The sequence below is a fragment of the Acinetobacter sp. 24-47-67 genome, from assembly GCF_056779735.1.
The window spans coordinates 24117-38599 of record NZ_JBWYIK010000009.1; the positions used below are offsets into that span (position 1 = coordinate 24117).

A 14483-nucleotide genomic window follows, 5' to 3' on the forward strand; every position below is an offset into this window, starting at 1 on the left:
TATTTTTATCTTACTCAACGTTTGACTGCTGCAACATTGGTTTTAAGTAACTAATCCATGCTTTACTATTCGACTCACATTGATCTAAGACCAACTCAAAGCCATCATCTCCACCATAGTAAGGATCTGGTACGGGTTGATTTAAATATGAAGGATCTTTGGCACTCATGAGCTCTATTTTTGCTCGCAATTCATGGTTTTGAAATATCTGCGCTGCTTCAACTTGCAGTTTCTGAATATTTACTAGATTTTCATGATCCATCGCCAAGATTAAATCGAATTCCTTAAAGTCTTCAATACGAATCTGTCTCGCACGTAATGAAGATAAATCATACCCTCGTTTCAATGCGTGCTTTTGACTTCGATGATCAGGCGCTTTGTTTGGGTGGTAGTTACTGGTTCCAGCTGAATCAACTTCAATATTTAATTTTTCTAAATCAGCAAAGTGTTTCATTACCACTTCTGCTGTTGGGGAACGACAAATATTTCCTAAACATACACATAAAATTTTGTATGGCATTTTCGTCGTCATCTTCGCCTCAAAAATACATATACTTTCGCAGTGCATATGTTAAGTTATTTAAGGAGTGAATCCTATAGAACTGTAAAACAATAATCTTATTTAAAGCGCAAAAAGGATGTGTGATGAGCCAATTTCAATTTCAAACTGTCGGGAATATTATTTCTGGTTTAGGGAGTATTCAACAGCTTGGCTCAATTTTAAAACAACATCGATTTAATAAAGTTCTTCTCGTCACAGATCAAGGAATGATTGATCATCACCTCCACCAACCTATTCTTCACATTTTCAACGCTACTGGGACTGAGTTCAGTATTTTTTCCGATGTCGTTGCAGACCCTCCTGAGGAAGTCATCTTAAATGCAGTAGATGAAGCAAAACGTTTACACATTCATGCAGTCATTGGTTTTGGCGGTGGTAGCTCCTTAGACGTGGCAAAAATTATTGCCGTACTTGCACACCCCAATCAAACCCAAACGATTTCTGAGTTATATGGCGTCAATCAAGCTCAATCGCCACGATTACCACTTATCTTAGTGCCTACAACTGCAGGTACGGGTTCTGAAGTTACACCAATCTCTATTGTCACTACAGGCAAAACAACAAAAACAGGAATTGTTTCACCCGTTCTGTATGCGGATACTGCCATTTTAGATGCAACTTTTACTCAAGTTCTTCCGGCTCACATCACTGCAGCAACAGGAATTGATGCAATGGTGCATGCAATTGAAGCCTACACCTCAAAACTAAAGAAAAATTTCTATTCTGATTTGCTCGCTAAACAAGCATTGGATTTATTGAATCAAAATTTAAAACTTGTTCTAGAGCAACCCCAAAACCTAGAAGCGCGCCAAAAAATGCTCTTAGGCTCTATGTTGGCTGGACAAGCATTTGCAAATGCTCCTGTTGGAGCTGTTCATGCGCTTGCCTATCCTTTGGGCGGGCATTATCACTTATCGCATGGTCATACCAATGCAATCGTGCTTGTTGAAACACTGAAATTCAATGCACCTCAAGCGAAGAAATACTATGCTGAACTGATGCAATGGATTGACCCATATAGCAAAGGCAATACTGATGGCTTATGTGATTTATTTATTGATCATATGGAAAGGCATGTTAGCCAGAGTGGGTTGAGCTTAAAACTCAATGAGCTAGGTGTACAAGAATCAGATTTAGAGATGTTAGCTAATGATGCGATGCAACAAACACGCCTCTTACAAAACAATCCTAGAGCTCTAAGCTATGCTGATGCTTTAAGCATCTACCAAGCAATTTATCATTAAATGACTCGAAATCTTTAATCAACTTTCTGAATAAAATATGACAACTATTTCAAAAAAAACTAGAGCAGACTATCAATTCTTTTTTCCCATCCAAACCCGTTGGGCTGATAATGACGTGTATGGGCATGTCAATAACGTCACTTATTACAGCTACTTTGACACCGCCGCAAATGCGCTACTTATTCAACACGCACTATTTGACTTTAAAACTTCGCCTATCATTGGACTCGTTGTTGAATCAAAATGTACATATTTTTCTGAACTATCCTACCCCGAAGTGATTGATGTTGCTGTCGCTATCGAAAAGATTGGACGATCTTCAGTGACGTATAGCATTTCAATATTTAAGAAAAATCAATCAGAGCCTGCTGCTCAAGGTTATTTTGTCCATGTATTTGTCGACCGTGACTCTCGTAAAAGTATTGAATTACCAAACTCAATACGCGAAACCTTAACTACGTTTATGACGAAATCAACTTAAGACTTAAGCTGAATATTATGTAGCTCACCGCCGAAAATTTTTAACAAGTCTTCCACGACGGGTTCTTGATGAATCAATTCTTCAGCACGTCGATATGCCTTTTGCTTACGCTTTTCCTGCAGATCGAAAGGCGTCTCACCGTTTGGTTCGTTGTATTTTACGATTAATTGAGATTTTGAAAATGATTGCTTGAGTACTGCTTCTAAACTCGGAATGAGTGAGTGCAATAAAGCTTCGTATTTTGCAGGGATATAGAATTCACATGTTCCATCAATTTGACCTTGCATAAGACCTTGTTGTGCTAATTCTTGTACCGCAGGTGTTAATGGACTATTTCTGAACCAATATTCCCACTTTTGAGTATCCCATTCACCTACCAATTCGACAGGCTCAAGCCTTAAAATATCTTGAGGCATTAAACCTTTTAAGCCAGCATCTGCGACAACATTTTTATTCTCATCAAGTAGATCTAGACTTGGGCAATGAGTGCCATTCGATGATCCTTCTTCTTGAACTGACAATTCAGCGCTTTCAGCAGAATGTTCACTTGGCTTAGGCTCTAAAAAGAAAATATTGTCTTGATCAACAATAGAAGATTCAACAGGCTCTGAATTAAAGCTTGCTCCAAATGAAGTCAGCTCAATCTCCCCACTGCCTACCACAGAGTTGGTTAAATTCTCTTGTTTCACTTCAACAGATACAGACTGACCGACATCATCCGCATGATTTAATTCTGTTGAATGCAAGCTTTCAGATTCAGATTTTTCAGGATGAACTGACTCCGTAGGAACAGCCTCATCATCAGATGCCATCATCTGCTGAAATAAGATTAGATCCGTATTTTCCTCATCATTTACATCACGACTACGCTGAATCGAACTCGTATTATTCTCAGGCGAACTGATTTTCGATCCTGCTTCTTGATGATCAGCCGATATAGATTCTGAATTCTCTGTCGAAATCTGATTGAAATTTTCAGCTTCTTTTAAGACATTTGATTGTTCTGGAGGTGCTTGAGTGGTCAGCTGCTCATTATTCGCCATCGGGCGGAATGCCAACAACCTGAGCACACACATTTCAAAGCCTTGCTCTTGAGTCACTGCAATTTGTAATTCAGCACGACCTTTACATGCAATTTGATAATACAATTGTAGATCTTGAGCAGAAATCATGCTCGAAAGCTGCATAATTTTCTGATTAATCTCAGTACTATATTTTAAACTCAAGTCTGGTAAGTATTGGAGTAAAGCCAACTCATGTAAAGTTGAAATGAGTTGATCCAACACCAAAGAAACATCAAGTGCTTGTTGACGGAATTGGTGTAATAAAGCACTGACTTTAGCACGTTGATTTTGATGTATCGCCAAAATAAGGTCGAAAATAATCGTGCGATCAATCAAACCCAGCATTTCTTTCACATCTTGGTGGTGAATCGCACCTTGCCCATATGCAATTGCTTGATCTGTTAGCGACAGTGCATCACGTAAAGAACCTTGTGCTGACTCAGCGATCTGCCAAATCGCATCAGTTTCCGCATTAATTGATTCTTTAGTTAAAATTTGTGTGAGATGTGAAGTGATTTCATCAACCGCCAATGGGCGTAAAGTAAATTGCAAACAACGTGAAATAACCGTAATTGGAAGTTTTTGAGGATCTGTCGTCGCAAATAAAAATTTGACATGTTCAGGCGGTTCTTCAAGTGTCTTGAGTAAAGCATTGAAAGAATGTGTGGACAGCATGTGTACTTCATCAATGAGATACACTTTAAAACGACCTTGCGTTGGTGCATAAGGTACGTTATCCAATAATTCTCGTGTATCCTCAACTTTGGTTCGGGATGCTGCGTCAATTTCAATTAAGTCTATAAATCGACCTTCATTGACTGCGGTACACGTTGGGCATACTTCACACGGTGTAGATGTTACACCTGTTTCACAGTTCAGACATTTAGCAAGAATCCTTGCAATCGTTGTTTTACCAACGCCACGCGTCCCCGTAAAAAGATAAGCATGATGCAGTCGACCACGCTCTAAAGCACTGGTTAATGCACGCGACACATGGTTTTGACCAACCAATTCTAAAAAATTACGTGGACGATATTTACGCGCAAGAACCTGATACATGAATGCTCCCTAATTACAGGACTAAGCATACTGTTTTTTTTGGCAAGAGTGAATGCGTTACAGATCATTCATACATTCAAAAAACAATTTAAACCCAACTCTTTTTTCTTGGGAAAATTTAACCTGTTAAATTCAAACTAAAATCATCAAAATTTTCGTATTCCTCACCAGTCCCATCGATACGAATTTCTAGCATTTTGTTGACCAAATCGACAAGAATGATATTTCTGGTTGGAACACCGTTTAATTGAATCAAAGACTTCTCAGTATTAATGAATTTGAACTGACCTTTGATTTCTTCTGCTTGGTTATGACCGCTTAGACTTAATCGTGACAACACATACGTTTGGTCTGCGTTAAGTTGTAAATCAACAGCCATACCAGGACAATCATCACAACGCGAAAAACACCCCATACATGGCGTAGTACCTTGATATAAACCAATATATTGAGGTGTTACTTGATTTTTTATTGAATCATTCTGTTTCAAGAGTTGATTTGATTGCGTGGACTGATCGCAAGAAGCCATATGAATCGACGATATCAAAACGAATGGGATGACAGTACTACGGCGCATAATCACAAATCAATTTTAACAATTTTGTGAAAATTACCATATCTCAAGTCTGCATATGAATCAATGCGTATGTTGGTGCACGTGAACCCCATCATCATGTAAAACTTGATCAGGGTAAGCGAGTCCAATCCCTTTAATTACTTCAGCAAAATATGACCCTTTATCTGTATAAACTTTAATAATTGCATATTGATCTTCAATACTTTGAGTAATCGTAAAATAGTTTAGATCAGCAGGATAATCCTCAAATTGCCCCTTATATCTCACAATTCCATCCTCAACTTGTTCAATCTCAGTAATTTCGGCCACACGATTGATACCAAATTGCAAAAGTTTCAAGGGAAATTTACTGCCCTCTTTCATGCTCGCCACTTGATCAGGGCTAAACTTAAATAAATAACCCGTGTCAGCCCGATGCTGAAAACTTTCTGGAAGAATCATATGCCGTTCAACATTTTGTTCTAGTACAGGCATAAGCTCAGGCATCAGATGAGAACTCGATGACTCATTCTTATTTTTAAGGCGTTCGTCATGAGCATAAACATTTTGACCCAGTTCATTTTCAACTTGATGCTGCTGTAAGCTTGCAGATGGTTTGTCTTTTTCGGGTTTTAGATATAACGTAAATGTAGCAGTCACAAAAACTGCTACACCCAATAAAATATAAATTACTTTCATAAATTATTTGAATAGCGACACTGCTTTAGCATTTTTATTAATCATAGTGACAGCATCACGATCATTCGTACCCCCTAATTGGTATCCATACTTTGGATGGAATAAATCTGGGCTTGAGAAATAAGAGATACTATTACCTCCCATAATCGTACTACCCAAAGGATGCTCCAAACCACGTGCTGGTCCAGCGGTATCATGATGATCCACCCCCATATTATGACCGAATTCATGTCGTAAAACCGTGATTCCACAGTTAATACTTCCACTACCGATCATATAATTGGAGTTAGGGTTTACAAGTAAGTACGCTAAACCACAGCCCTCTTCATCACCTTCATAATATATAGCATCAGCTTTTAAGCGATTACGCTCATTCTGAATAACTTTGTCCACACGACCAATATCAAGGACATTGTTTAATGTTTTAGAACCTGGTGTTTTATATTGCAGATAACCAACGTTGCGTAGATAAAACTTGGCATTTGAATTCTCTGCAGACACATTCGTTAGGTCAAAGCCTTCAATCAATCTAATTTTCGCTGCATTTGCACCTAATTTCTCTGCAACAGCAGGACTACTCACCAAAAGCATGTCAATCGTTGAACTATCAGCTTGCCATCCTTGAGATGTATAGACAAAACGTAGTGTTTCACCAGTTTGAATCGTTTGTCGTGAATTATTGGATGCCTGAATTGTGCTGCTCCACGCCGCTCCAGAACTTATGATTATCTTGTCATTGATTTGAGCACGATCAGGTAAATTAATTACTGATTGCCAATTTCCATTTGCCAACTTAACACGTGTCACTGGTTGTTTAGGATCAGGAACTTTTTGATTATTTAAATCTTTCGCTTGTATCACACGTTCTGGTGCAGAAACTAAAATCCACTTCGCTAATTCTTTTACAAACATAAATTCATATCGATCACCTCTATTTATTTTTAAAGTTGCTGAGGTATTGATATTCTGATTTGAAATAGTAGCTTCCCATGTTGCAGTCGACTTCACGATCACACGATCACGGTCATATGCTGAACTTGGTAACGTGAATTGTGACACCCAGTTTCCATTACCAAAAATAATTTCAGTTAAAGGGCTATCGGTTTTATTTAACTGAGTACCCACTGAACTAACATTTATTTGCCTCGGCTTGATATATTCAGGAACCCATTTTTTTAGTTTTTGATTAAATACAAACCAATAGCGATCTCCTTTTTTTAAATTAAAATTACTCGAAAAAAGAAGATTTGTTGTATCAATTGATGAATCCCAGCCTGCATCAGATTCAATCAACATTACCGTATTGTTAGTTACATCGCTCGGCAATACTATTTTCTTTGCCCAAGCGCCATCTTTTAGATGAACTCGCTGTATGATTTGTTGATTAGATATAATATTTTGTACACTTGAATTATCGACAATGGCACTTGGTGTACTGTTGATTCGCCATTTTTTTAAAGATTCACTATAAATAAAGTCGAATGTGTTTCCTCTATTGATTTGAATTGATTCAAGTGGAATATCTATATTGGAAGTATCTAGATATGCCGTATATCCCGCCGATGAAGAAATTCTAATCTTGTCATTATTTTTTGGATTGTTTGGCAGATAGATTTGCTTCGTCCAATTTCCATCACCTAATTTAAATTCTAATTCAGCATAACCGCTCGGAATCTGACCGCTTTGCTGATTTTGGTTTGGTGTAAGTACTGTACTTGCCACAACACCACTCATCAAACAACCCATTAGTAAAAAGGTAATTTTTTTATTCATCATGTCACTATTTGTTTATTTTAGTTAAAGTTAGTGTACATTATAAATACAAATCCCCCTTTGTAAATGTTAAAACCATCCCTTTTTACCATTATTAATGTGATCCACACATCTCAATGCCTCTTGCGATAAACTCCACAAACGATAATCCCCTGTAATTGACCCAACAGGATAATTATGGGTATAGGCAAAACTTAATTTTCTTTCAGGATCACACCAAGCTCCTGATCCGTTGTAGCCCATATGACCAAAACCATTTTTTGCACTTTTACCGAGCGTGATAACTCTGTGATAACCCAAACGCCAATGCATAGGTATTGGCATCACCTTGTCTCGATCATAACTTTGAATTTGCGAAAGTTGTTTGAATACAAGTGGCTTGATAAATTGTCTTGATTCGAACTGACCATAGTGCGCCATCATGGCATAGATTTTCGCTAAACTTCTGGCTGTAAAGACACCATTAGCAGCAGGAATGGGTTGAGTCAGAACACGATCATCAAAAAAGCTAAACCCCTTCATTCCCTTTGGAATCATTGCATCTATAAAATCATCAGGATTTTGACCAGAATATTGAATGATACGATCCGAAAATGAAACTTTCTGTTTTTTCTTCTTTTGTTGTGCAACTTGAGTAGTTGATGACTTTCTTTCAATATTTGTTTTTTCTAAAGGTTTGGCTATTCTTGAAAGTTGATCCTGAGGGACACCAAAATAGGCACCATCTAATTGAAGTGGTTCTACTAAATATTGATTCATCAGCTCAGAAAGATTTTGCTGAGTCGCTTTTTCAATCAGCCCTCCTAATAACCAGCCATACGTAAGTGCTTGATATGCATAATTTGAATTGGGTTTAAAACGTGGTGTCGCGCTAGCCATCACATTGAGCATGTGATCCCAGTCTGCCATTTCAGATGCTTGAGCAATGACATTTCTAACATCATATAAACCACTACGGTGACTCAATACGTCAGCCAAAGTAATATTAGATTTTCCATGTTCAGCAAATTCTGGCCAATAATCAGCTATGGGTTGACGATAGTCTAATTTCCCTTCACTCACTAGAATATGCGACAAAGTCGCTAAGATCCCTTTTCCGGTGGAATAGCACATCGCCATCGTGTCTTCTGACCACTCTTCACTCGAAGACTTTTTTCCAACATAAATATCAACCACTTTTTCTTGACCATAATATACAGCCAATGATGCACCACCTTGTTCAGTACGAGAGTCTTGTAAACGACTAAATAAATGTGCCAAATCTGCAAACTGATGGTGAACGATACCCTTATAATTATGTGTGTCAGCGTAAATTAAATCTTTTAGAATTTTCATCTTCTATCCTTGATTTATAGTTATAAAAAAGCCTAACAAACATGTTAGGCCTAGAGCATCTATTAAAGTGGTTTCACAACACCAGAAACATGAGGTTTTTGTGATTTTGCATTACGAACTAACAAATATGTCGCTTGATCTCGCTCACCCGTTAAAAATTCAACCTCAGATGGTAAAAACATAGGCAACTTAAAATAAACATCAGCATCATAAGCATCCGGTAAACTAATACTTGCTAATGCTTTAGCTTTACTCCACATGCCATGCGCAATCGCTTGTTTAAAACCAAATGCTTTCGCTGTAACTGCATGAATATGAATGAGGTTAAAATCACCTGAAACGAGCGCATAGAGACGCCCCGTGTTTTCAGCGACTTTCCAATTACCCTGTGATTTAAATTCAGGCAACTGATCTTCTTTCGCCTTTGAAGCGGATGAAGTATTTGTTTTTTGACGAGAAAGATAGGTCGTTAAACCTTCCATCACTACATCATTTCCTACTTTTGCAGTCGTAATGAAGTCAAATTGCAAACCTTTGTCATGTGGTTTTAACTCACCAAATTTGCATGATAGCGTGATAGTTTCATTCACTCCAATTTTGCGATACTGCTTAACTTGATTACGAATATGAACCAAACCCAGCAAAGCAAATGGGAAAGGTTCTTGTGTCATCATTTGCATCTGCAAACTTTGAGAAATGACTGCCAAGTAAGTCGATGGTACATATCCATTATTCTTATAACCACAAATTTCGTTATAAGATTTTAAATGGTCATGATCAACACGATATTCATCAACGATGTAATCCACTTGTGGAAGTGTCTTTTCGCCTTTCGGTTTTTTAAAAATTAAACCTTTAATGACTTTAGGATAAGCTAAATAAGCTTTTGGCAATTGACTAAAGTGACGTGTTTTCATGTTAAAAATTCCCATTTATCTTTATAAAAAATTTACAGTTTGCAGCTCAACAAAACGATCATAACAAATCATACGAGCAATAAAGAGAGCAATGCCTGAACATTACTCTCTTTCATTTAACAATCTATGACCACTAAAGCTTAAGCACCTAATAAACTTTGACCGCACACACGTACAATGTTTCCATTCAGCCCCGTTGAAGCAGATGAAGTAAATAATGCGATTGTTTCAGCCACATCAACTGGTTGACCACCTTGACTCATCGAATTCATACGGCGACCCGCTTCACGAATTGCGAATGGAATCGCTGCTGTCATTTGAGTTTCAATAAATCCAGGAGCAACAGCATTAATCGTTACACCATTTTTCAAAATTGGTGCTGTAAATTTCACTAAACCAATCACACCAGCTTTAGAAGCTGCGTAGTTCGTTTGACCGAGGTTACCCGCAATACCTGAAATCGAAGATACGCAAACGATGCGACCATTTTCATTGATGCCTTCATTAGACAACAAATATTCATTCACACGCTCAATCGCAGATAAGTTAATGTTAATCACAAGATCCCAAAGCTCTGGCTTCATATTAGCAAGCGTTTTATCACGTGTAATACCGGCATTATGGACAATCACATCTAGCCCGCCTTGAGCAGCCGCTGCAGCTTTGATTTTTTCTCCAGCATCTGGTGCAGTGATATCAATCGCTAAAGTCGATCCACCAATTTCACTCGCAACACGATCAAGATCTGCTTGTTGTTGTGGTACATCTAAGCAAATGACATGAGCACCATCACGCGACAAAACATGCGCAATCGCTTCACCAATACCACGACTTGCACCTGTGACCACTGCAGTTTTGCCCGCAAGTGGTTTAGTCCAATCAACATCAACAACATTTGCTTTTGAAACACGAATGACTTGACCTGATACATACGCTGAGCGCGGAGAAAGTACAAAACGAAGTGTAGATTCAAGATTTAAAGCAGCATCTTGATCTACATAAACCAATTGTGCAGCAATACCTTTCTTAAATTCTTTACCTACAGATTTCACGAAACCTTCTAATGCACGTTGAGCAATCGCTTGTTTCACTGTAGGTGCTGATTCTGGTGTCAAGCCAACGACGACTACACGACCTGAAGTTTGAATTTGGCGAGCAATTGGATTAAAGAATTTATACAATTCAATTAACTGTTCAGAGTCCTGAATACCCGAAGCATCAAACACAACTGCTTTGAATTTCGACTCTTTATCGCCTTCATTAAACGCACCTAAGTTCAACCCTACTTTAGCTGCAGCTTGTTGTAACTCAGCATTGTTTCCCGCATAGCTGTTGGCATGAATATTACTCAGAACTTGCGCAATTTCACCATTAAAAAGACTTTTAGACGCAGAACCGAATAAAACAGCGCCTTGAACAACAGGCGTTGCTGATTCAAAGCGATCTAAGTGAATTGGAGATGGTAAACCTAAATTTTTGATGACAAATTTACCAATTGGAGATTTTGCAAAAGCTTGATATTGGTCAGTCATGAATATGATCTCTCGATAGAATAATTTTTTGAAGGATCTATGATGTAGATGAAGTTCAGTTCAAACTCTGATACTTAGTAAATTAATCGATCCCTGCGTTTCAGTTAAATAATACTTGAGTTACTCTATGTATGTCTTGACCTGAAAGCATTGCTAAATGTCATTTTAGTCAATACGACCTCTTAGCGATTATGCTAATGTAGCACTCAAGAATATCCCAAATATGCTTGGAAAAGCCTTATGAGCAAAACAACTCAAGAAAATCCAACAACTGAGAATTCTGCGAAAGCGACTGTGTCAAATACATCAAAAGCTCGTTCAAATGCGAGTAGTGGTAATGCAAACAGTGCCAACAACGCAAATACTCCAAAAGCGACTCGCCCTCGTACGTCGACGACTCGCAAAAAAACAGCAGCAACAAATAAAACTAAAGCTGAAAATCAAACTTCAGCAACTACGACTCAATCTTCCGCTGAACAGGAAAAAACTATGACTCAAAATACTGTACGCCGTGTTGCAATTATCGGTGGTAATCGTATTCCTTTCGCACGTTCTAATGGTGCTTATTTCACAGCCACAAATACGGATATGCTTACAGCAGCATTGAATGGTCTAGTTGAGCGTTTTAATCTTCAAGGTCAACGTCTGGGTGAAGTCGTTGCTGGTGCTGTACTAAAACACAGCCGTGATTTCAATATGACGCGTGAATGTGTGTTAAGCACAGAGCTTGCACCTGAGACTCCAGCTTACGATATCCAACAAGCTTGTGGTACTGGGCTTCAAGCTGCTTTCCTCGTAGCGAACAAAATTGCATTAGGTCAAATTGAGGTGGGTATTGCAGGTGGAGTAGATACCACTTCAGATGCTCCTATCGCATTTGGTGATGGATTACGTAAAGCCCTCTTAGAACTCAACGTTGCAAAAACAGGTAAAGATCGTCTTAAAGCGTTAACTAAAATTAACGTAAAAGATTTGCTAGATGCTCCTAAAAATGGTGAACCTCGTACTGGCTTATCTATGGGCGATCACCAAGCGATCACAACACTTGAGTGGGGCATTTCTCGTGAAGCTCAAGATGAACTTGCTGCATCGTCTCATCAGAAAATGGCTGCAGCTTATGAAGCAGGATTCTTTGACGATTTAATGACGCCATTCCTTGGCCTTGAGCGCGACAACAACTTACGTCCTGATTCAACTGTAGAAAAGCTTGCAAAACTTAAGCCAGCGTTTGGTAAAGGTGATGCTCGTACAATGACTGCTGGTAACTCTACTCCACTTACCGATGGTGCTTCTTGTGTATTATTAGCATCAGAAGAATGGGCTAAAGCAAATGGTCACGAAATTTTAGCGTATTTAAGTTTCTCTGAAACTGCTGCTGTAGATTTCATTGGTAAAAAAGAAGGTTTGTTAATGGCTCCTGCTTACGCAGTTCCACGTATGCTCGAGCGTGCTAATTTAAAACTTCAAGATTTTGACTACTATGAAATTCATGAAGCATTTGCATCTCAAGTTCTTTCTACATTAAAAGCTTGGGAAGATCCTAAATTCTGTAAAGAACGTCTAGGCTTAGATGCGCCTTTAGGTTCAATTGATCGTGCGAAGTTAAACGTTAAAGGCTCTTCGTTGGCTGCGGGTCACCCATTTGCCGCAACGGGTGGTCGTATTATCGCAACTGCTGCAAAAATTTTAAATGAAAAAGGTTCAGGTCGTGTACTTGTGTCAATCTGTGCTGCAGGTGGTCAAGGTGTAACGGCAATTATTGAAAAATAATTTCTATGACAACAAAAAAGCATCTCAATAGAGATGCTTTTTTATTTTGAGTTTTAGTGATTTAAAGCCTCAGGTGCATAACCCAGTTTAGCTTCGATCCCATCATAGAACCATTGAAATATAAACGTATACACCAGAATACTAAGCGTCAAAGCTAAGTCGACGATAAAAGCTTGTATGAGCGTCATATCCATCATATATGCAACAATTGGAATGGTCACTAACATCAAGCCACCTTCAAATCCTAGCGCATGCAATATACGAACTTTTACAGTACGCTTCCACTGATTGCGCGCTTCAATTTTTTCGAAATAATGATTGAAAATCATATTCCAGATCACTGAAAGTACAGCCATAATCACACCTAATGTACCTGCAATCTCCAGTGGAACTTCGAAAATAAAACTCAAAGAAATTGCGATGATCACCAATAGAATGATTTCATAGCTTATTGCGTGAATAATTCTTCTCTTTGAAAAAAACATGGGTTCACTCATCAACATTGTTATATGAGCGCATTTTATTTTCATAATATTGAATGATCGAGTTAGAATCTATCAAAATTTCTGAAAGAACAAACATGAATATTAATCAAGAACAATTGGTCGTTTTTAAAACGGTGATGGAAACAGGTTCTTTTTCCGCAGCCGCACGTCAATTAGGCAAGGTCCCGTCTGCTGTCAGTATGGCGATTTCCAATTTAGAGATTGATCTGAATCTTCATCTGTTTGAAAGAATAGGACGTGAACCACAACCAACGCTTCAAGCTAAAGTTTTGTATGAACGTACTAATCATTTATTGATTGAAATGAATCAATGGAAACAACATGCGTTTGGTTTGAGTAGCGGCATCGAAACCGAATTAAATATTGTGGTGGTATCAGAGTTACTACATAGTAGATGGACTGATTATATTGTTTTATTAGAACAACAATTTCCTCAACTACAAATCAATATATTCAGCGCACCACAAGAAGATGCTCAACAAATGATTTTAACAGGTAAAGCACATTTAGCATTGATGTTTGAGCGTGAACATATTGAGGCGAATGAACAATTTGTGGAATTAATGAAAGAAAGTTTAATTCCAGTTGCATCTGTTCATCATCCGCTGTGCCAAAATCAAAAAGTGAGCTATGAAGAAATTTTTCAAAGTCGTCAGATTGTAGTCGCTAGTCGCGATCGGAACATTAAGCCTGAATTACTTTTCTCCAAAGATGCATGGCGTACAGACAATCACCATTCTGCATGTAGATTAATTTCACAAGGACTTGGATGGGGAGTTTTACCCACTGAAATGCTTATCGAACAACCAACATTAAAGAAAAAACTTAAAGTTCTACGATTTTCAGATTTCACTCCAAAATTTGATTATTTTATCGATCTGGTTTGGAGTAAAGAGAAATCATTGGGCAAAGCTGCTCAATTTTTAATTCATCACATCAGAAATAAAAGAAAAATGTAGGAAAATAACTTGATTTAAAACTTTTG

The 14483-nt window shown here is 38.1% G+C and carries 13 protein-coding genes; 4 read left to right on the plus strand and 9 right to left on the minus strand.

Annotated features, from left to right (window positions below; all coding sequences use genetic code 11):
* Positions 1–10: 10 nt before the first annotated feature.
* The gene (locus AC1M9K_RS11040) at positions 11–532 is read right to left on the minus strand and encodes a low molecular weight protein-tyrosine-phosphatase (protein ID WP_481589293.1); all 522 of its coding nucleotides are present in this window, start codon (positions 530–532) and stop codon (positions 11–13) included.
* A gap of 113 nt (positions 533–645) precedes the next feature.
* Between AC1M9K_RS11040 and AC1M9K_RS11045 the strand changes: the two genes are divergently transcribed.
* Positions 646–1806: an iron-containing alcohol dehydrogenase gene (locus AC1M9K_RS11045; RefSeq protein ID WP_481589294.1), complete on the plus strand. Its 1161-nt coding sequence runs from the start codon at positions 646–648 to the stop codon at positions 1804–1806.
* Between the two features lie 37 nt (positions 1807–1843).
* Positions 1844–2287 (plus strand): acyl-CoA thioesterase, encoded by a 444-nt coding sequence (locus AC1M9K_RS11050; protein WP_481589295.1) that lies wholly within the window; start codon positions 1844–1846, stop codon positions 2285–2287.
* On the opposite strand, the gene dnaX is transcribed toward AC1M9K_RS11050, so the two are convergent.
* From dnaX to AC1M9K_RS11085, 7 genes are all read right to left on the minus strand, one after another.
* The gene (gene dnaX / locus AC1M9K_RS11055) at positions 2284–4410 is read right to left on the minus strand and encodes a DNA polymerase III subunit gamma/tau (RefSeq protein WP_481589296.1); all 2127 of its coding nucleotides are present in this window, start codon (positions 4408–4410) and stop codon (positions 2284–2286) included. The two genes, AC1M9K_RS11050 and dnaX, sit on opposite strands and share 4 nt — an antisense overlap.
* A gap of 118 nt (positions 4411–4528) precedes the next feature.
* Positions 4529–4987, minus strand: a complete 459-nt coding sequence (locus AC1M9K_RS11060; protein WP_092767797.1) for a copper resistance protein NlpE N-terminal domain-containing protein — start codon at positions 4985–4987, stop codon at positions 4529–4531.
* Between the two features lie 60 nt (positions 4988–5047).
* Entirely contained in the window at positions 5048–5665 is a 618-nt protein-coding gene (gene cpaB / locus AC1M9K_RS11065) for a metalloprotease secretion chaperone CpaB (protein WP_092767795.1), read from the minus strand.
* A 3-nt stretch (positions 5666–5668) separates the two neighbouring features.
* Positions 5669–7438, minus strand: coding sequence for a metalloendopeptidase CpaA (cpaA, locus tag AC1M9K_RS11070; protein WP_481589297.1), 1770 nt, complete (start codon positions 7436–7438; stop codon positions 5669–5671).
* A gap of 69 nt (positions 7439–7507) precedes the next feature.
* Positions 7508–8767, minus strand: a complete 1260-nt coding sequence (locus AC1M9K_RS11075; protein ID WP_228143123.1) for a serine hydrolase domain-containing protein — start codon at positions 8765–8767, stop codon at positions 7508–7510.
* A 68-nt stretch (positions 8768–8835) separates the two neighbouring features.
* Positions 8836–9690 (minus strand): MaoC family dehydratase, encoded by an 855-nt coding sequence (locus tag AC1M9K_RS11080; protein ID WP_481589298.1) that lies wholly within the window; start codon positions 9688–9690, stop codon positions 8836–8838.
* A gap of 140 nt (positions 9691–9830) precedes the next feature.
* A complete protein-coding gene (locus AC1M9K_RS11085; protein WP_481589299.1) occupies positions 9831–11222 on the minus strand; it encodes a 3-oxoacyl-ACP reductase in 1392 nt (463 codons plus the stop codon).
* Between the two features lie 240 nt (positions 11223–11462).
* Here AC1M9K_RS11085 and AC1M9K_RS11090 point away from each other — a divergent pair, with 240 nt between their 5' ends.
* Positions 11463–12992 (plus strand): acetyl-CoA C-acetyltransferase, encoded by a 1530-nt coding sequence (locus AC1M9K_RS11090; RefSeq protein ID WP_180028195.1) that lies wholly within the window; start codon positions 11463–11465, stop codon positions 12990–12992.
* Positions 12993–13045: 53 nt separating this feature from the next.
* Here the strand turns inward: AC1M9K_RS11090 and aceI are convergent, their stop codons facing one another.
* The gene (gene aceI, locus AC1M9K_RS11095) at positions 13046–13477 is read right to left on the minus strand and encodes a chlorhexidine efflux PACE transporter AceI (protein ID WP_481589300.1); all 432 of its coding nucleotides are present in this window, start codon (positions 13475–13477) and stop codon (positions 13046–13048) included.
* Positions 13478–13572: 95 nt separating this feature from the next.
* On the opposite strand from aceI, the gene aceR reads away from it, so the two are divergent.
* A complete protein-coding gene (aceR, locus tag AC1M9K_RS11100; RefSeq protein WP_481589301.1) occupies positions 13573–14457 on the plus strand; it encodes an HTH-type transcriptional regulator AceR in 885 nt (294 codons plus the stop codon).
* The last annotated feature ends 26 nt before the right edge of the window (positions 14458–14483 follow it).